This is a genomic window from Rhizobium sp. K102, from assembly GCF_022385315.1.
Lineage (GTDB): Bacteria > Pseudomonadota > Alphaproteobacteria > Rhizobiales > Rhizobiaceae > Rhizobium > Rhizobium croatiense.
Genome location: NZ_CP092436.1, coordinates 919,969 through 938,241 on the forward strand (window position 1 = coordinate 919,969; position 18,273 = coordinate 938,241).

Consider the following 18,273-nt stretch of genomic DNA (forward strand, 5'->3'; position numbering starts at 1 on the left):
ACGGGTCATCGGGGCAGAGCTGCGACATCGGAGACGACTGCCGCGCGCTCAATCCGGACTGCTTCGAACTTTTATCAAAATGTGCCGACTCTCGACCGGAGGCGCCTATGGCTGAAATCTTGCTGTTCCATCACGCACAGGGGCTGACGCCTGGAGTGCGGGCCTTCGCCGACGATATCAGGGCTGCCGGCCACATCGTGCACACGCCTGATCTGTTCGACGGACGCACGTTCGGAAGCATCGAGGAAGGTCTCGCCCATATCGGCGAGAACGGATTCGACGCCATCAGGGAGCGCGGCGTCCGGGTTGCCGACGAACTGCCTGCCGAACTTGTCTATGCCGGTTTCTCATTCGGTGTGCTGCCGGCGCAGAAGCTGGCGCAAACGCGGCCAGGAGCCCGTGGAGCTCTGCTTTTCTATTCCTGCCTGCCGATCAGCGGCGAATGGGCCTTCGGACCCTGGCCGGATGGTGTTGCGGTGCAGATCCACGGTATGGACAACGACCCGATCTTCGTCGGCGAGGGCGACATCGATGCCGCCCGCGAGATCGTCGCGAAGGTCGCGGACGCGGAGCTCTTTCTCTACCCCGGCGACCAGCACTATTTCGCCGACAGCTCGCTTCCGTCCTATGACGCGGATGCGACCGCGCTTCTGACGGCGCGCGTGCTTGCATTCCTGCAACGCGTCTGATGCCGGCGTTCATGGCTAGCTCGGCCGGCGGCCGTCAATTCAAAGAATTTCTCCTGAAAACGTGTTCTAAAACACGATGGAGGTCGCTTCGCGCGAGGATGTCGGCAATGATGGCCGTCTATCCGTGATCCCGATCCCGCCAGGCCATGCTGTTCATTCCGCTTCCCTTCGTCGTCGCCCTCCTTCTGCTCATCCTCTTCGTCATCGTCTTCAGACGCGACGAGGAGGGGCAACCCAACCGGCCGTTTCTGGTGCTCATCCTGCTGAGCGCGCTGCAATCCATCCTCTCCGGCTTGCGTTGGGGCTATGGGATGCAGGTGGTCGGCGTGATCGCTCCTGTCATCGCGGCGACGGTGCCGCCGCTCGCCTATGCCGGCGTTTCCAGGCTGGTGAGGACGAGCTGGCGGCCGCTTGCGGGACGCCTCGGGCTGCATGCCGTGCCCGCCGTCCTCATCCTGCTGCTGGTGGCGTTCTGGCGGGAGGCGATCGACATTGCGCTGGTGCTGATCTTCGTCGGTTACGCCTTGGCGATCCTGCTGCTGATGCGCCCGGGCGCAGATGCGCTTCGGCTCGCGCCTTTCGAGGGAGCGGTGCCGGCCTATCGGGCCATCATCTTCACGGCGGCGGCGCTCTGCCTGTCGGCCGCGGTCGATACCTTCGTCTTCTTCGACTTCACCTGGGCGCATGGCGAGCACGCGCTGACCGTGATCAGCGTCGGCAATCTCGCCGCCCTCGTCATTCTCGGCACTGCGGCGGCCGCCGCCAGCCGAAGCCGGGCGCCGGCCGAAACGGCGGAGCCGGCGGCGAGGCCGGAGGCGAGCGAAGACAAGGAGACGATCGCTACCGTCGACGCGCTGATGGTGACAAGGAAGCTCTATCGCGACGCCAATCTCAATCTCGACCGGCTCGCCCGCAAGGCCGGCATCCCCGCGCGCCAGATTTCGGCGGCGATCAACCGGGCGATGGACAAGAACGTCTCGCAATATGTCAATGATTACAGGATCGGCGAGGCCTGCCGCCTGCTTTCGGTCACCGAAAAATCGGTGACCGAAGTGATGTTCGACGTCGGCTTCCAGACGAAGTCCAATTTCAACCGCGAATTCCGCCGGGTGACGGATATGACCCCGCTCGCCTGGCGGCAGAGGAAGGCGGAGGGCGGCGGTTCGTCGGCGATAGACAAGCTGTAGCGCGCAGCCACCCGCCCTCGTGGTTCGAGACGGCCCTGCGGGCCTCCTCACCATGAGGGCTGATTGTTGTGCCCTGCGGCTAGGCTCTCGGCGGCAGGGCGCGCGCGTTCGCCGGTGAGGCAAGCCGCGCCCTCGCTCCGGCCTCATGCTGAGGCGCCGAGTAGGGGCCCCGAAGGGCGATGCCGGCCACGACCACGTACACAATCGCGATCGAGGACGTCCCGGATCGTGTTCGAGGTCGCGATTTCTGCCGGGTCGGCGATGTTGGCCGGCATGAACACGACATCAGAACATGATCGAACCCTTGCCGCCCAACTGAGATCGCTTTCGATCGAGCCGGTGGCCTTCAAGACGGAGCTGCCGGAGCCTCGTGCCCGGCGGCGCATGATCCCTGGCGCAATACTTGTCGTTGCAGCGGCGGCATCGTTGGCGGTGGTTGCTCTCTACGGACCTCAGACGCTGGAGCGTATCGAGGCCGCGATTGCGGGAGTTTCGGGCGACCACCCTGGGATATCCGCTCATGAGGCGCCGGCCGGGGGCGGTGCGATTGTTGAGGGAATGCGGCCTCCGGCCGACGATGGAGCGAAGAGTAGGGCCGCGCTGTCCCGTGAAGTTACCGGCTCCGGCTACGTCGTGGCGCCCGACACCGCCATCGTTTTTTCCAAATATGAGGGCCGGGTTGTCGCCGTCGAGGTCGAGGCGGGCGACAAGGTCGAGGCGGGGCAGGTGCTGGTGCGGCTCGACGATGCCGGCGCCCGGTTTGCGCTCCGCGGTGCGAAGATATCGGAACGGGCGGCGGTGCTGGCGCTTGATGCGAGGAATATCGAGCTCGCGCAGGCGCGGTCATCGCTGACACGTACCGAGCGGCTGGCCGGGCGGGATGCGATGTCGGCGCAAGCGCTGGAGGAGGCGAAGACGGCTTTCGACAGGGCCGAGAATGCTGCCCTGCGGGCGCGGCAGGATGTAGCCAAAGCCAGGCTCGACATCGACAGGGCGCGCGAGCAGGTCGAGGCGCTGACCGTGCGAGCGCCGATTTCGGGCACCGTGACGCGGCTCGACGCGCATGTCGGCGACACCGTGCTGTCGCGCGAGGACAGCGTGCGGGAGAATGAAAGCCTGCTTGAGATTACCGATACGGCGACGATGGTCATCGATGCGGATGTGGCCGAAGCCAACATCGCGCTGATGCGGCCGGGCCTCTCAGGCGAGGCGGTGCTCGACGGCTTTCCGGGCCAGCCCTTTGCAGTGGAAGTGGCGAAGATCGCGCCCGTCATTTCGCGTGAGAAGGGGACGGTGACGCTGCGCCTGTCGCTCACGTCGCCACCTTCCGGCATGCGGCCTGCGATGGCGGCGCGCATTCGGCTTGTGGTGGGTGAGGGGAGCGCGGGCGCTCTTCACCCGCCCCCATCCTTCGAGGCTCCGGCCGTTGGCCTACGCACCTCAGGATGAAGACTGATCGTCGTGCCGTGGGGCCGGTGGCTGACCGGTGTGCTCCATGGCACGCCCTCTCTCCGACCTCATCCTGAGGTGCCCCGCAAGGGCCTCGAAGGACGAGGGCGGCCTCTGCGATATCGACAATCCATCACCAAGGAGCAAAGCAATGACCGACAGCCACGACCCCTTCATCGCGCTCGCCGGCGTCAGAAAGGCGTTCAGGATCGGGAGAGAGACGATCCCGATTTTCTCCGGACTCGACCTTTCCATTCCGCGCGGCGACTTCGTTGCTGTCATGGGGCCGTCCGGTTCGGGGAAATCAACGCTGCTGAATATGCTCGGCGGCATCGACAGCCCCGATGCCGGCGAGATCCGGATCGGGCGCAGCCATCTCGAACAGATGGGCGAAGGGGCGAGGGCGGCCTGGCGGGCACACAGCATGGGCATCGTCTTCCAATTCTACAACCTGCTGCCGATGCTGAATGCGGCGGAAAATATCGAGCTGCCGCTGCTTCTGAAGCCGCTCGGGCGCAAGGAGCGGCGGGCCCGCGTCGATACCGTCATGGAACTCGTCGGGCTTGCCGGCCGGCAGCGACAGTTTCCCTCCAGCATGTCCGGCGGGCAGCAGCAGCGTGTCGGCATTGCGCGCGCCATCATCGGCGATCCCGATCTTCTTGTCTGCGACGAACCGACCGGCGATCTCGATCGAAAATCGGCCAATGATATCCTCGAGATGCTGAGCTTTCTCAATCGCGAGCTTCAGAAGACCATCATCATGGTCACGCATGATCCCGAGGCCGCTTCCTTCGCCCGGCGCACGCTGCATCTCAACAAGGGCGAATTCGTCAGCGAGGAAAGGGCGGGCCGATGACCTTCTTCGAGCTCATGCGGCGCAATGCCTGGCGCAAGCGGCTGCGCGCCATTTTGCTGATGTTTTCGGTCGGCGTCGCTTTTCTGATCTACGGGCTGACGGCGAGCTTCGTTGCCGGCAGCCAGGGCGCGGCCGGCGCCAGCGACAATCTGCTCGGCGTCTTCAACAAGTCGGGACGAGGTCTGCCTCTGCCGCTTGCCTATATCAATCGCATCGCGGCCGAACCCGATATCGCCGCCGTCGCCTATACCGCGCGCATGCGGGGCTTCGTCGAGGTCGAGAAGAATGTGGTTGTCGTCAGCGCCGTCGAGGCGGAGGCCATTGCGGCGGCCAACGGCGAAGAACTCGGGCTGACGCCGGAGCTGACCGCGGCGCTCGAAGAGGGCGGCGACCGGGTGTTGGTCGGCAGGGCGCTGGCGGAGGCTCAGGGCTGGTCGATCGGCCAGCGCATCGGCTTTACCGGCCAGCTGGCCAGGGCCGACGGCAGCCGGAACTGGAGCTTCACGATCGCGGGCATCTTCGAGGGCGCCGATGCCGGCACCGACACCTATTTCATGCTGGCCGGCTACGACGCGCTCAATGCCGCTCGTGCGCGCGACAAGGATACGGTCGACGCCTTCGTGGTGCGTCCGCGTCCGGGCGTGTCGCCAGGCATACTGGCGGCGCGGATCGACGCTCTGTTCGCCAATTCGGCGGCGCAGACGCGGACGCAATCGGAAAAGCAATTCCTCGAGGCGTTTCTCAGGCAATTCGCCGATGTCGGCCTGATCGTCAGCCTTGTCGTCGGTGCTGCCTTCGTCACCATCCTGATGATCGCGATCAACACCATGCTGTTTGCCGTGCGCGAGCGTCGTTTCGAGATCGGCGTCATGAAGGTGCTCGGCTTTTCCAGTGGGCGGATCATGGCGCTTGTCGTCGGCGAGACGCTGTTCATCTTCGCCGTCGGCGGCGCGGGCGGGCTCGTTCTCGCCAAGCTCGCGACGCTTTCGATCGGGCCGGAATTCGGCCTCGTCTTCGGCGCGACCCTTCTCATCAAATCTTTCGCCATCATCGCGGGGCTCGGCCTGCTGACCGGGCTGCTGCCTGCGGTCAGCGCCATGCGCCTGCCCATTATCAACGCCTTCAGAACGAGATAGTCCAATGTCATCAGCGCTCAAGCAGATATTTCTCATGATCAGAGTCAATCTCGGCAGTCTGCCCCGGCGGCTCGCGATCTCGCTGTCGATGGTGCTGTCGGTCGCCCTGGTCGTGGCGGTGCTGGCGGGCTTTCTGGCGATGGCACGGGGCTTCGAGGCCGCGCTTGCCGGCGCCGGCTCGCCTGATATCGCCATCGTTCTCGGCGGCGGCACCAATCAGGAGACCGGGTCGGAGGTGCCGGCCGAAGCAATCCGCAGCCTTGCCGCCATGGGCGGCGATAGCGGGATTGCTCGCAACCCTGGGATCGCGCGCGACGGCGCAGGCGAGCCGGCTTTGTCACGCGAGACCGTCGTCCCCGTCGATATCAGGCAAGGCGACGGCACCGAGCAGACGCTGTCGCTGAGGGGCATGGACGTGACCGGCCCTGACTTGCGCGAGCGCGCGCGGCTTTCGCAAGGACGGCTGTTTTCGCCGGGTGCGCGCGAGATCGTCGTCGGCGCCCGCATCGCGGACACCCTTCCCGGCTTTGCGGTCGGCGACACGATCCGGCTCGGCGCGCTCGACTGGAGGATCGTCGGGCATTTCACGTCAGGCGGCAGCGCCTTTGAATCCGAGATTTGGGCGGATCTGGAGCCGATGCAGTCGGCTTTCGACCGGCAGGGACAGGTGCAGAGCCTACGGGTGCGGCTCGATGGCGCAGGCGATCCCGCAACCGCGCTGGCGGCGTTGCGCGATCGCCTGTCGGCCTTGCCCGGCACGCCGCTTACCGTCGTCTCGGAGACCGATTTCTATGCCGGCCAGGCCGAGCGGACCGAGAGCCTCATCCGCCTGTTCGGCTGGCCGATCGCCCTGCTGATGGCGATCGGAGCGACGGCGGGGGCCCTGAATACGATGATGAGTTCGGTCTCCGACCGCAGCGTCGAGATCGCCACGCTGCGCCTCCTCGGCTTTGCCCGGCTGCCGGTTTTCGCCGCGAGCTGGGTGGAGGCGGTGCTGCTCTCGCTGGCGGGCGCCGGCCTCGGCGTCCTCGCCTCCGGGCTGGCTTTCGACGGTTGGCAGGCAAGCACGATGGGCGCCAACCACACCAAGATGGCTTTCCAGCTCGACGTCAGCGGCGCGGTGATCCTCACCGCCGGCCTGCTAGGCCTTGCGATCGGCATCCTCGGCGGCGCCCTGCCGGCGATTGCTGCCACGCGGCTGCCGCTGACTTCGGCATTGCGGGCGAGGGGATAGAAGACGCTGACACGGCAACCGAATCAGCCCTCATCCCGGTGGGCTAACCTAATTGACTCAAGCCGTATCTTGTCCGCTCAGCTGCAATTTATTCGCCTCGAAGTTATTGTTTTTCCGGCTTAAGTTGTGACTTTGTCAAGCCAGCGCGGTTGCCCGTGGAATAAGGTCCGCGAATTTACCCGCTGCCGCATTGACAACATCTTCTCGCCTTGTTGCCGTGGCCGGTTGCCCCCGCCGCATGCGATTGATCGATCCCGGTCGATCTCTGCGGCGACATAGCGATCCGATGAACAGGGCAACATGGCGATATGACAATCTACTATGTGAACTCAGCGACTGGCTCCGACCGCAACAGCGGAACGGGCCAGAACTCGGCTTTTGCGACTTTGTCCAAAGTGGAATCCTTGACGCTGAAACCGGGCGACAGCGTGCTTCTCGCTAAGGGGAGCGTGTTCAACGAGCAGTTCGATATCAAATATTCCGGCACCGAGAGCGCGCCGATCAAGATCGGCAGCTACGGCACGGGTGAGGCGCCTGTCATCCATGGTGGCAATGACGGCGTCCATAGTCTTTATGCCTCGAACATCGTCATCGAGAACCTCAAGATATCAGACACTGGCGGTGCGGCCATCTATGGCGGCAATGTCTCGAATTGGACGGTGCGCAACGTCGAGATCGACAAGGCGGGATCGTCGGCAGAAGCAGGTTCGGTGACCTTTCGCAACAGCAAGAACATCGCGATCGAAGACAGCAAGATCTCAGGCGTCAAAGGCGACGGCATCTGGATCGAAAAGGTCGACGGCGTCAAACTCCTTAACAACACGGTGACCAACAGCCATGGCGCCAGGGCCGATGCCGTCCAGGTGAACGACAGCAGCAATATTCTGATCCAGGGCAATCATCTCGATCAGACGCAAGCCGATAGTTCGAAAGGCGTCATAGCGCTGGTGCGGGCCACCAATGCAGTGATCGAGGACAATACGCTGACCGGCGGCGGCTTCGGCATCAGCGCCCCCGCGGGCAAGAATGTCGCCATCCGCGACAACGACATATCGGGCTTTCACGGTTACAGCTGGTCGTTCGCCGTCGGTCTCGGCGATCAGGGCGATAGCAGAGATTACGACATCGCCGGCAATCATATCCACGACGGGCCGTGGGGCGTGGTCGTCACCGCTCCCGTCGACGGCACGAGCTATGTCCGCAGCGGTATCAAGATCCATGACAATGTCTTCGACGACCTCACGCAGTCGGCGATGAAAGTCGACCGGCCGGCATCCGGCTCTTTCTACAACAATACCATCGAAAGCGGCGTCGACGTCTACAGCATCTCGCCTGCGGTCGCCGACGCGCATACGTTTTCCGTCAGCAACAACCATACAGTCGCCAATGTCGAGACGGCGCTGGCGACCACTGCCACCACGGCGGCGGCAACGACGGACGCGATGGCGGATCCGGCGGTTGTCGCAGTTCATGACAATTTGAAGATCTTCACGGATACGGGCGAGGCCCATCGCGGCAATCTTCTGGAAAACGACAGTTCCGACAACGGGACCTTGGCGCTTCGCCGCTTCGGCGACGAAACCGTCGGCAAACATGGCCTGACGCTGACCGGGGACTACGGCACCATTCATGTCGACCGGGACGGCAGCTATGCCTATACGCTCGATGAGACGAAGCTGCCTGCCGATCATGACGGACATGTGAGCGAAACCTTCAGCTACGGGGTCAACGATGGCACCTCGCAGCATAGCGACACGGATACGCTGACCGTCTTCATCCATATGGATGGTCTGCTGGGCTGAGGAGCGGGCAATGCAGCCCGAATTCTCTCCGACCTGACGCAGAGGCGCCCTGGAAGGGCGCCTCGAAGGATTTACGGTCCCCAGCCGCCGCCCCGCTGGTCGGCCGCGGAGCGCTCGTTGATATATTGTCCAACTCGCGTAACGTAAATTGCCAGACGGTGCGTTACCGTTCGTTCACCTTCCGGTCGTTGTTTTCTGGATTATTTTCTTAAAAGTTGTATCTTGAGGATGCGCCACCGCCAGGCGCATCTCGGGAGCGAGGCAGGCCCATGGCCTGTCGCCGCCGTAACGGCAATCGAACGCCATCCTGGCTTCAGCCCCCGACCGCATCCGATCCACTCGTTGCAGCCGTTTGGGACGGCTGAGCGACAATGCGAGAACAAGGCGATATGACAATTTATTATGTGAATTCAGTGACGGGCGCGAACACGAACGCCGGAACCAGTGAGGACGCGCCCTTTGCGTCGTTCTCGGCGGTGGAAAGCCTGAAGCTGCAGCCCGGGGATAGTGTCCTGCTCGCAGCCGGAAGCGTGTTCAACGACCAGCTTGACCTGAAATATTCCGGCACTGTCGATGCCCCGATCACCATCGGCAGCTACGGCGTCGGCGATGCCCCCGTCATCCATAGCCCCAATGACGGCATTCACAGCCTCTATGCGTCGAACATCGTCATCGAGAACATCACTATCTCCGACACAGCAGGCGCGGCTATCTATGGCGGTTATGTATCAAATTGGACCGTGCGCAATGTCGAGGTCGACCACACCGGATTGTCCAAGTCCGGTTCGATCACCTTCCGGACCGGCTCGAACATCACCATCGAAAACAGCACGATCAACGACGTCAACGGCGACGGCATCTGGATCGAGAAGATCAACGGCGTCACTCTCCTCAACAATACTGTCACCAACGCCCACGGCACCGCGGCAGATGCCGTCCAACTAAACGACAGCAAGAACATCGTCATCAGCGGCAATACTTTTGACCAGACGGGGGCGGTGACGCCAAAGGGCGTGCTGACGCTGGTGCGGCCCGTGGATGCGGTGATCGAGGGAAATACGATTATCGGCGGCGGCTTCGGGATCAGCGCGCAGGCCGGCACCAATGTCGCCATCCATGACAATGATATCTCCGGCTATGGCGGGTACAGCTGGTCTTACGCCGTCGGCCTGGGTGACCAGGGCGATACCCGCAACTACGATATCTCCGGCAATTACATCCATGACGGCGTGTGGGGCGTGTCGGTCAGTGCAGCCGGTACGACGACCTATGTTCGTGAGGGCATTGATATTTACGGCAATCTTTTCGATGACCTGACGCAGGCGGCGCTGAAGGTCGACCGACCGGCATCCGGATCCTTCCACGACAATTTCATTGCGAGCGACGTCACGCCTTACAGCATCTCCCCTTCGATCATTGCCGCAGGCACCTTTCCCGTCAGCGACAACACGACCATCGAAGAAGGTGGTATCACGCTTGCAAGCGCCGACAGCCTGGTCGCCACGGATGCCAGCATCAGCCTCGTGTCGGACACCGGGCTCACATCCCATGACGGCCTGAAGCTTAGCCTCGACAATACCGCATCGGACAAGGCCGGCGACCATCTCGACAATCCTATCGGGGAAAACGGCGTATCGGATGGAACCTTGCTGCTGCGTCATTTCGGCAAGGCTGCCTTGGAAAAGCAAGGGCTGACCCTTGGCAATGGCGATCACGGCCCCACGATCGAAGCTGCCGATCTCGCCGGCCCGGAAAACGGCAACGGAATTTTCCATCATGAGACCGCACCGCAGCCGTTGCATCATTGGCCAGCGGACGGGCCGATCGTCTCCATCCTGCAAGACAGCATGCTGCACTGAAGGTAGCCGGGCGTCGCCGTTGCGACTAGAACAGGATGATATTGGGCCGGTCGGCCCAATATCTGAATCCTGTTCTAAATTAAAGAGTTAGAGCATGATGTCGTCCGAAAATCGCTCACACTTTTCGGCATCATGCTCTAAATGCCGTGGCGGCAGGGCACTCAGCGGTCGCCGAGCAGCGTTCGCAAGACGTCGGCTTCGATTTCCGCGCAAATGATCTCGTATTCAGCGATGATCGCAGGATCGGCCGATCTATCCTTGCGCATGCGGTCGAGGACGAAGCAGGCTTCGCCATAGGCGCCGCACAATTCGTAGAGATGGGACTGGCTCGCTGCGGCGGCTCTGATCTTCGCTCGCGTGGCCGGCAATCTCATCATCAGCCGGGCCAGTCCCTGTTCGGCGGCATGCCTGGCGATCGGGGGGATGCCTTCCTTTCTGATCATGCGTCATCCCTCGCTGCCTGAATCTGGTGAGGTGCTGCTGTCGAGAGGTAGTACGCAGAAATCCTGCGTCTGGTTTCATGGCTGATGCAGGAAAGGTTCTCGCGCCTGTCGGCTCAGGAGGAAAGGCCGATCGTAATCGTGGCGGAAAGCACGCCGCCGTCGAGCTTTTCGAAATCGAATATGTGATCGACGGCGTCCTGCGGGATGAGGCCGTCCTCGTCGTTGCGCGTATCGCGGGGAGGGCGTTGGCGATAGTCGGGATGCCCGCCATAGACGATGTCGCTCAGCGCATCGTCGAAATAGATCTGGCTGACGAGAAGTTCCCTGCCTTCGACGAGGATGCGGCAGTGAACATGCGGCGTGCGGCCCTTGTACCATCCGGGATAGACCGTCAGAAAGCTTGCCTGCCCAGCCGCATCCGTCAACTGGCGGCCGCGAAAAGCAAGCCCGCTGATCGCCTCGGCATCATTGAGCGTACACATGTCAGCCGCTTCCCGGCCGGAGTAGATGCCACGGTGATCGGTATGCCAGATTTCGATATCGGCGTTTTCGACCGGTCGGCAATCGGCTGCGTCGACGATGCGGACGGCCAGCCGCAGGGGCAGCCCAGCCTTTCCTTCGGTGACGTCCTGACGCGCCGGGATATCGTTGACATGGCAGGGGCCAAGGGTCTGGGCGATAGTCGCGACGCAATTCGGGCGCGTCCGGAAGAGCGGCGCGGGCAGCTTTTCCAAGGCGACGGACCCTGTGCCGCCGCTGAGGAAATCAGTGCCCTCCCAGTCGAATGTCCCGGCGGCCACGACGATATGTCGCCGCGGCCAGAATGCCGCCGCAGCGACCGATGATGCGACAATGGTCGCACCGCCAAGCATAAGGGTCCGCCTCTTCATCTCTGTCCTCCTTTGCCGCGGAAGAGCGTGTAAAGCGAATGGACCGGGATTTCGAGTTAAATCCCGGCCATGGTCGACGGCAGCGAGTTCGATCCTCACGCCTCAGATGGCGACCTGTTCGCCGAGCTCGACGACGCGATTTGACGGCAGGTTGAAATAGTCGGACGGGTCGATCGCAAAACCTTCCAGCGCCATGAAGATCCGTTCCTGCCAGCCGGGCAACCCCGTATTCGGCGTCCTGACGAGATTGCGGCGGCCGAGATAGAAGGAGGTCTTCATGATCTCGAACTTGAAGCCGCCCTCGCGGCAGAGAGCCAAGGCCCTGGTGACATCCGGATCGTCCATGAAGCCGAAGGTGATGTCCAGGCGGACGAAACGCGGCGAAAGCTGGCTGATCTTGATGCGCCTGCTGTCGGGGACGTAAGGCTCGTCCTCGGTCCACACGGTCAGGATGACGTTCTGTTCGTGGAGCACATGATTGTGCTTGAGATTGTGGAGCAGAACGTTCGGCGTCCGGTCGGGGACACTGGTCAGAAAGACCGCAGTTCCCGGAACGGTGACCGGCGAATGTTCCGACTTCCGCTCGATCGATTTGATGAAGGAATCGAGCGGGATCTCACTGTTGGCCCGCAGTCTCTTCAGGTAGGCCTGCCCGCGGGTCCATGTCCACATCAAGATCATGATCGCCAGCGCCAGTGCGACCGGAACCCAGCCGCCATCATGGATTTTCAACAGGTTGGCGGCAAGGAACAGGACCTCGATGATGAAAAGAGGCAGCAGCAGGACGACAGCGAGCACAAGGGAGTAGCCCCACACGGCCCGCAGGAACTGGAAGGCCAGCATCGTCGAGATGACCATGGTACCGGTCACCGAGATGCCGTAGGCGGTCGCCAGTGACTCCAAATCGCCGAAGGAAAAGATCAGCATCAACACGCCGATCAGCAGGAGAAGGTTGACGCTCGGCACATAGATTTGGCCGGTATTGGTCTCTGATGTGAATTTGATGCGCAGCCTTGGCAGGAAGCCGAGATGAACCGCCGAACGGGCCAGCGAAAACGCGCCGGTGATGACGGCCTGACTGGCGATGATCGTTGCCATCGTCGCTAGAATGACCACCGGCAGCAAGATCCAGTCGGGATACATCAGGAAGAACGGGTTTGACGCCGTCTCGGGATGGGAGAGAACGAGTGCGCCTTGGCCCAGATAGTTCAGGAGCAATGCCGGAAAGACGAGCACGAACCATGCCGTCTGAATCGGGCGCCGCCCGAAATGCCCAAGATCGGCATAGAGCGCCTCGGCACCTGTCACGGTCAGAAAGACGGCGCCAAGTACGATAAGGCCGACACTGCCAGCATGCGCAAGGAACGAGAGCGCATTAATCGGATTGAGCGCAGCCAGGATCCTCCAGTCGTCGCCGATGTGGATGAGGCCGCCAACTGCCATGGCTAAAAACCACAAGACGGTAACCGGCCCGAAAAACATCGAGACAGCAGCCGTCCCCCTCGACTGGGCGGCGAACAGGACGATCATGATCGCCGCCGACGCGAGCGGGACATAGTCGGCAAAGGCCGGCGTGACCAGTTTCAGGCCTTCCAGCGCCGACATGACCGAGAGGGCAGGCGTGATCATGGCATCGCCGATGAAAAGGGCCGCCCCGATCAGCCCGGCGAAGAACAGCACCGGCACGTTTCGTCCCATCTTCTTCATCAGAAGGGCGAGAAGCGAGAGCGTGCCGCCTTCGCCGTCATTGTCGGCCCTGAGCAGGAACAGCACATATTTGAAGGTCACGATGACGGTCAGGGTCCAGACCATCAGCGAAATCAGACCGATCACCTCCGGCTCGTGTATGCCATCGGCGGCAAAGGGCCTCAGCGCTTCGCGGAAGGCATAGAGCGGGCTGGTGCCGATATCGCCGTAGACGACTCCGATTGCGCCGATAACCAACCCGACAAAGCCGCTGCGGCTGCCGGCTTCACCCGTCTTGTCTGCATGTGTTGAGGTCATGGTTCCCCGCTGATGGCGCTTGCTTACAAGCAGAAACATATGCCGCATTGGAGAACGGCAAGTAAATTGGCGCCGATGCAAACTTTTCGTGACGGCCAGGCGCCAAATGCGGGCCGGAATCACGGCCCGGAACACGGCCAGGATGAACGGATTTCGATCCGGGAAATTTTGTTGTAGGCATTCCAAATCAGTTTCCGGGACGGGTGTTCGAGGCTTGCCCACAGGCTCGGACTGACGCCGTCCGTCGCGCTGCCGGCAGGGGAGTCGACTACGCTGCGAGGACGGAGCACTACATGCCGCTTCATGCTCATTTCCATGTCGTCCTCGAGGTTGTTGCAACGGGTCGCCGGGAACTCATCCGGCTCCATCGCGCCGGCGAGATCGATGGTCGAAACGTTGCACGAGCTGGAGCGGGTCTCGATCTTGAGGAGATGAGTGCGATCTCCGCCAAGGCCTGATCTCACAAGGCTCAAAGACGACGACGTATTACCATCTGCGCCGAAGGTATTATCTGTGTAGTTGGAACTATAATTCGTGCAGACGATGACGGCGCTATGCGACGTCATCCAATGTGGCTTTGACGACGATGGCCCATTCTGCGGCAGAATTCAGGTTTTCTCTGCGATAGGCCGAACGTTCCAGGATGAAATTTCCAACACAGTATTGCCGTTGAATGCTGCGGCGATTGTGTGCGCAATTTAGAAAAATTCCCCCTCAGATTGTTTCTAATTGCCGCCATGATTCGAATATACGTTCCCGTCCGCGATTTTTTCTTCGCCACATTTCTGATGTTCCAAATTATCCAAACAATGGTGAGAAACAATGAAAATTATTCTCGTCATAGCCCTCACGCTTTTTGCTGTCCCCTGTGAAGCCGACATGCTTGGTACGGCTTCAAGATATGACCGCATGCATGAACGCTCCATCTCCTTCCTCGGCGTGAATCCCCGCAGAATATCCTGGTGCGGCGCGTTCCTGGCCTTTGTCGCCAAACGATCCTCGCGGCAGCCGCCAGATAATCCCAACATGGCGCGGTCCTGGATGAAATTCGGCAAGCCGGTCGTCGCCCGCTCGGCCAGGCGCGGCGACGTGGTGGTGATCCGAAGCGGCAGGCGTTTCCACGTCAGCCTGTTCGACCATTTCGACCAGCGGCGTCAGTACGTCTACCTCTTCGGCGGCAACCAATCCAACCGGGTGCAGCTGTCGCGTTACCGCGCAAGCTCCGTCGTCGCCGTGCGACGATGAGGCAGGCCGCCAGTCACGAAGCGGAATTCTTCAGTTCCTTGACGTTCGTTCCCAAACCTCGATAGCGGCGGGCCTATGGCTTGCGCGCTCTGACATGAAGGAAGATCGGCGCAACGCGGGTGTCGGCAACGACGGGCTCGGCCAACGCCACTTCGGGTGAAGCCATGGGCTCGCCGAAGGCCTCGATGACAAGCCCGGCTTCGACGATCATCGACACCCAACTCGTAAGCGTGCGGTGAAAGCGCGGAATGGAGAACGGTGTCAGCGTCGCCCGTTCGCCTTGAGGTATGGATGAAAAGATCCAGCGCTCGATCCGGCCGTCGCTCTCGTCGAAATAATCGGCGATTTCTACCGCGATTGGCTCGCCCGCCTCGTTGCGGACATTGCGCCGCTTGGGCGGCACGAAACAGGGATGCAGGATAGAAAACTGCAGAAAGCCGCCGGATTTTAGGATGCGGTGGACGCCCTTCAGCACGCCACGCTGGTCGGCCATGTCCATCATCGACATGAAGGCGGTGACGAAGTCGAAACTCACCTCGGGAAAATCGATGCTCTGGCCGTCGCCGAGCACGTAGTCGATGCCCAGCGGCGCCTGGGTCTCGCTCTCGCGGGCATAGCGAATAAAGGTTGGGGCAATATCGAGGCCCGTCATGCGGGCGCCGAGACGAGCGACGGCACGGGTATTGGAGCCTTCGCCGCAGCCGAGATCGAGCCCTGCAAGGCCCGCGACAGGCGGCAGCATATTCAGAAAAGCCGGTGTGTTCAGCGCGTCGCGATATTTGTCGTAACCTGCCCTGGAGTAGATCGTCCAGGTCTCGGCATTGCTCTCCCAATGGGCGGCAACGTCATTGGCGTTCATGACTTCTCTCCTTGCCCGGTCCGAACGGGCGGCGAGCTATAGTCGCTGTCTGTGGCAATGGGAAGACGAACGGAAGGGGATAGCGGCGGCGCCGCCTCGTGGATCACCCTTGGCCGACGCTCCTGAAGGCGGCAATGATGCTCTCCGCTGCCAGTTCCGCCTGATCCGAGGTCGTCTGGTAATTGCTGACGGAGAGGCGCAGGACGTCGCGGCCGCGCCATTTGGCGCCGCCGGCGAAAAGGATGCCGTCCGCCTGGACCTTTTCGATCGCCTTTCGCGTCAGCGCGTTGCTTTCGTCGTCCGGGCGATCGGCTGCGAAACGGACGACGAGCTGGTTCAACGCCACCTCATTCAGAATGGCAATGCCGGGTTCGCGCGCGAGCCGGTCGGCCATCAGGCGGGCCGAGGTGCAGCATTGGTCGATGAGGGCCTCGATGCCGTTGCGGCCGAAATGTTTCAGCATCGCCCAGGTGGCGAAACCGCGGGCGCGTCGCGAAAGCTCCGGCACGTAATGGGAGGGGTCGCGTTCGCCTTCGCCGGCGAGCGGCAGGTAACTTGCGGCGATCGTCATGGCGCGGCGATGGGCGAGTTCGTCGCGGACGATCGCATAGCCGCAATCATAGGGCGTCTGCAGCCATTTATGACCGTCGGTCGCCCAGCTGTCGGCCGCTTCGATGCCGCGGCTGAGATGGCTCACTTTCGCCGATGCCTGCGCCCACAGGCCGAAGGCGCCGTCGACATGCACCCAGGCGCCTTTCGCCTTCAGCGGCGGGATGAGCCTGTCAAAATCGTCGAAAGCGCCGGTATTGATCTGGCCGGCCTGAAGAACGGCGATCAAGGGGCCGGCGACCGCGTCAAGCGCGCCGGGAAGTGCTGCCGGGTCGATCCGGCCCATCGCGTCGGTGGGCAGGCGCAGCACACGGTCATGCCCGAGACCGAGGAACTGAAGCGCGGAGAAGACGGTTGTATGGGCATCGTCGCCGATCAGCACGGTGATTGCCGGCGCGCCGAACAGACCGTCGGCATCGGCATCCCAGCCGACCTTTCGCAGCACCTCGCCGCGGGCGGCGGCAAGGCAGGTGAAATTTGCCACCGTGGCGCCGGTCACGAAGCCGACCGAGCTTTCAGCCGGCAGTTTCAGGAGATCGAGAAGCCATCGTGCCGCCGTGGCTTCAACGGCAGCCGCAGCCGGAGCGGCGAAATGGTTTCCGGCGTTCTGGCCCCAGGCGCTGGTGAGAAAATCGGCTGCGACGCCGACCGGATGGGAGCCGCCGATGACCCAGCCGAAAAAGCGCGGGCCGGTGGTTGCATGCAGCCCGGGTTCGGCGCCGTCGGAGAGCTGCCGGATGACATCGAGCATATCGGAGCCGGCCGCCGAAAGCGGCTCGTCGAAGACGGCAAGGCAGGCGGCGTAATCGTTGCTTGGCACATGGCGGGCAAAGGCCGTTTCCCGAAACCCGGCGGCAAGCCGGGCGGCCTCCTGAAACAGAGTTGCGATTGCCGACATCGGATCCCCCGCGCCAACGGCTGCCGGCCCCTGACAGAACCTCCTCAAGCAAGCTGTTGACGCAGGCAGTCTAGCCGATATTGCCGACGCTGTCTTGCCGCTGCTGTGAACTGGCGGCCACGACGTTACGCGGGCATGGCTTGCTGGCGACATCGTCGAGACCTTGCGGGGCGGGCGCTACAGCCGCTCGACCTCGCTGCTTTCGCTGTCGAGCACGGGATGTCGCGGCCACGCTGCGGCGCAGATTCGTGACTGAAACGGGTTTGCCGCCTAAGGCATTTCAGCTCCGTGTCCGCATGGACCATGCCAAGCAATTGCTAGCCACCAGCGATGAAAAGATTGAAAGCATCGCCGCCAGGATCGGCATCGACGATCCGTTTTATTTTTCGCGCCTCTTTCACGAGCGTGAAAGCTGCAGCCCAAGCCAGTTTCGGGCGCGGTACCGGAGGATGTGAGCGGTGCGGGGAATAGCCGTTATATGAGGATCCTTCGCCTTTGCCGCGACACATAGGATAAAATCGATCATTACGTGAGGTGATTTTAAATATTGTTAGCGATTTCCTGCTGTGTCTTTTAATTACTCCGGGTAACTTTAAAATCCATTGCCTTTTCTGTAAGTATCCCTCAAAGATATGAAAATATCATTCGCAGTTCTGTCAATGTCGTTCTGCCAATCAGCGAGGGATATGCACTGAAGTATTTTGTTCTCTACGCGCTCGTTTGCTCGACGGTTGGGGTAGTCCTTCTCGTCGTCATCCATCAGATCGCACCGTTCGACACGGACGGGCCGAACCACTTTGTCACCGAGCGAATGATCGACGACACTGCGACCGGGACGGTCGGCAGTGCGCCGATCCGGCCAGATGACCTGGTTGTAGGGTCAACTCCTGAGCCTGCGCCTCATCTACCGCCCGTCCGACGGTCCGAGCAATGGGACCTCCGGCCAACGAATTCGCCGGCGGAGGATCCATTCAATTCATCGGTTGCACGAAAGGGCGGTCGGGTGGGAACGCCGCTGCAGTGACCAGCGGAGCACTGCGGGCGCAACGCCTGCTGGACCCTAGACACAGCCCGAAAATCGCGTTGATACGAGAGGCGCCACTGTTTCAGCGT

14 protein-coding genes and 2 pseudogenes are annotated in these 18,273 nt (G+C 62.0%); 11 read left to right on the plus strand and 5 right to left on the minus strand.

Features of this window, described 5'->3' with window-relative positions; translation table 11 throughout:
* Window positions 1-107: 107 nt before the first annotated feature.
* From MHI61_RS10370 to MHI61_RS10405, 8 genes are all read left to right on the plus strand, one after another.
* The gene (locus tag MHI61_RS10370; protein WP_097584268.1) at window positions 108-689 is read left to right on the plus strand and encodes a dienelactone hydrolase family protein; all 582 of its coding nucleotides are present in this window, start codon (window positions 108-110) and stop codon (window positions 687-689) included.
* Between the two features lie 146 nt (window positions 690-835).
* The gene (locus MHI61_RS10375; protein WP_239791928.1) at window positions 836-1,876 is read left to right on the plus strand and encodes an AraC family transcriptional regulator; all 1,041 of its coding nucleotides are present in this window, start codon (window positions 836-838) and stop codon (window positions 1,874-1,876) included.
* 228 nt (window positions 1,877-2,104) lie between these two features.
* Complete coding sequence (locus tag MHI61_RS10380) at window positions 2,105-3,325, plus strand: efflux RND transporter periplasmic adaptor subunit (RefSeq protein ID WP_239791929.1); 1,221 nt, start codon at window positions 2,105-2,107, stop codon at window positions 3,323-3,325.
* A 151-nt stretch (window positions 3,326-3,476) separates the two neighbouring features.
* Window positions 3,477-4,181, plus strand: a complete 705-nt coding sequence (locus MHI61_RS10385) for an ABC transporter ATP-binding protein (RefSeq protein WP_239791930.1) — start codon at window positions 3,477-3,479, stop codon at window positions 4,179-4,181.
* Complete coding sequence (locus MHI61_RS10390) at window positions 4,178-5,317, plus strand: FtsX-like permease family protein (protein WP_239791931.1); 1,140 nt, start codon at window positions 4,178-4,180, stop codon at window positions 5,315-5,317. Before MHI61_RS10385 ends, MHI61_RS10390 begins: the two co-directional genes overlap by 4 nt.
* 4 nt (window positions 5,318-5,321) lie before the next feature.
* On the plus strand, window positions 5,322-6,551 hold the full coding sequence (locus MHI61_RS10395) for an ABC transporter permease (protein WP_239791932.1): 1,230 nt from the start codon (window positions 5,322-5,324) through the stop codon (window positions 6,549-6,551).
* 308 nt (window positions 6,552-6,859) lie between these two features.
* Entirely contained in the window at window positions 6,860-8,353 is a 1,494-nt protein-coding gene (locus MHI61_RS10400) for a right-handed parallel beta-helix repeat-containing protein (protein ID WP_239791933.1), read from the plus strand.
* Between the two features lie 389 nt (window positions 8,354-8,742).
* Complete coding sequence (locus MHI61_RS10405; protein ID WP_239791934.1) at window positions 8,743-10,212, plus strand: right-handed parallel beta-helix repeat-containing protein; 1,470 nt, start codon at window positions 8,743-8,745, stop codon at window positions 10,210-10,212.
* A gap of 161 nt (window positions 10,213-10,373) precedes the next feature.
* Here the strand turns inward: MHI61_RS10405 and MHI61_RS10410 are convergent, their stop codons facing one another.
* The 3 genes from MHI61_RS10410 to MHI61_RS10420 all read right to left on the minus strand — a co-directional run bounded on the left by MHI61_RS10410 (window position 10,374) and on the right by MHI61_RS10420 (window position 13,549).
* On the minus strand, window positions 10,374-10,655 hold the full coding sequence (locus tag MHI61_RS10410) for a nodulation protein (protein ID WP_239791935.1): 282 nt from the start codon (window positions 10,653-10,655) through the stop codon (window positions 10,374-10,376).
* A 113-nt stretch (window positions 10,656-10,768) separates the two neighbouring features.
* Window positions 10,769-11,545: a protocatechuate 3,4-dioxygenase gene (locus tag MHI61_RS10415; protein WP_239791936.1), complete on the minus strand. Its 777-nt coding sequence runs from the start codon at window positions 11,543-11,545 to the stop codon at window positions 10,769-10,771.
* A 102-nt stretch (window positions 11,546-11,647) separates the two neighbouring features.
* Window positions 11,648-13,549, minus strand: coding sequence for a potassium transporter Kup (locus tag MHI61_RS10420; protein WP_239791937.1), 1,902 nt, complete (start codon window positions 13,547-13,549; stop codon window positions 11,648-11,650).
* Between the two features lie 263 nt (window positions 13,550-13,812).
* On the opposite strand from MHI61_RS10420, the pseudogene MHI61_RS10425 reads away from it, so the two are divergent.
* A pseudogene (locus MHI61_RS10425) lies at window positions 13,813-14,007 on the plus strand (Na+/H+ antiporter); the annotation flags it as partial.
* Between the two features lie 364 nt (window positions 14,008-14,371).
* On the plus strand, window positions 14,372-14,794 hold the full coding sequence (locus MHI61_RS10430; protein ID WP_222139049.1) for a TIGR02594 family protein: 423 nt from the start codon (window positions 14,372-14,374) through the stop codon (window positions 14,792-14,794).
* A gap of 73 nt (window positions 14,795-14,867) precedes the next feature.
* Here MHI61_RS10430 and MHI61_RS10435 read toward each other — a convergent pair whose 3' ends face one another.
* Complete coding sequence (locus tag MHI61_RS10435) at window positions 14,868-15,653, minus strand: class I SAM-dependent methyltransferase (protein WP_239791938.1); 786 nt, start codon at window positions 15,651-15,653, stop codon at window positions 14,868-14,870.
* Between the two features lie 103 nt (window positions 15,654-15,756).
* Window positions 15,757-17,160, minus strand: coding sequence for a pyridoxal-dependent decarboxylase (locus MHI61_RS10440; protein WP_239791939.1), 1,404 nt, complete (start codon window positions 17,158-17,160; stop codon window positions 15,757-15,759).
* Window positions 17,161-17,331: 171 nt separating this feature from the next.
* Here MHI61_RS10440 and MHI61_RS10445 point away from each other — a divergent pair.
* A pseudogene (locus MHI61_RS10445) lies at window positions 17,332-17,615 on the plus strand (helix-turn-helix transcriptional regulator); the annotation flags it as partial.
* Between the last annotated feature and the right edge of the window lie 658 nt (window positions 17,616-18,273).

What these genes read in the sequence shown, in the direction of transcription:
- MHI61_RS10370 (WP_097584268.1), top strand. Translation starts at nt 108, where the DNA reads ATGGCTGAAATCTTGCTGTTCCATCACGCACAGGGGCTGACGCCTGGA.
- MHI61_RS10375 (WP_239791928.1), top strand. Translation starts at nt 836, where the DNA reads ATGCTGTTCATTCCGCTTCCCTTCGTCGTCGCCCTCCTTCTGCTCATC.
- MHI61_RS10385 (WP_239791930.1), top strand. Translation starts at nt 3,477, where the DNA reads ATGACCGACAGCCACGACCCCTTCATCGCGCTCGCCGGCGTCAGAAAG.
- MHI61_RS10390 (WP_239791931.1), top strand. Translation starts at nt 4,178, where the DNA reads ATGACCTTCTTCGAGCTCATGCGGCGCAATGCCTGGCGCAAGCGGCTG.
- MHI61_RS10395 (WP_239791932.1), top strand. Translation starts at nt 5,322, where the DNA reads ATGTCATCAGCGCTCAAGCAGATATTTCTCATGATCAGAGTCAATCTC.
- MHI61_RS10400 (WP_239791933.1), top strand. Translation starts at nt 6,860, where the DNA reads ATGACAATCTACTATGTGAACTCAGCGACTGGCTCCGACCGCAACAGC.
- MHI61_RS10405 (WP_239791934.1), top strand. Translation starts at nt 8,743, where the DNA reads ATGACAATTTATTATGTGAATTCAGTGACGGGCGCGAACACGAACGCC.
- MHI61_RS10410 (WP_239791935.1), bottom strand. Translation starts at nt 10,655, where the DNA reads ATGATCAGAAAGGAAGGCATCCCCCCGATCGCCAGGCATGCCGCCGAA.
- MHI61_RS10415 (WP_239791936.1), bottom strand. Translation starts at nt 11,545, where the DNA reads ATGAAGAGGCGGACCCTTATGCTTGGCGGTGCGACCATTGTCGCATCA.
- MHI61_RS10420 (WP_239791937.1), bottom strand. Translation starts at nt 13,549, where the DNA reads ATGACCTCAACACATGCAGACAAGACGGGTGAAGCCGGCAGCCGCAGC.
- MHI61_RS10430 (WP_222139049.1), top strand. Translation starts at nt 14,372, where the DNA reads ATGAAAATTATTCTCGTCATAGCCCTCACGCTTTTTGCTGTCCCCTGT.
- MHI61_RS10435 (WP_239791938.1), bottom strand. Translation starts at nt 15,653, where the DNA reads ATGAACGCCAATGACGTTGCCGCCCATTGGGAGAGCAATGCCGAGACC.
- MHI61_RS10440 (WP_239791939.1), bottom strand. Translation starts at nt 17,160, where the DNA reads ATGTCGGCAATCGCAACTCTGTTTCAGGAGGCCGCCCGGCTTGCCGCC.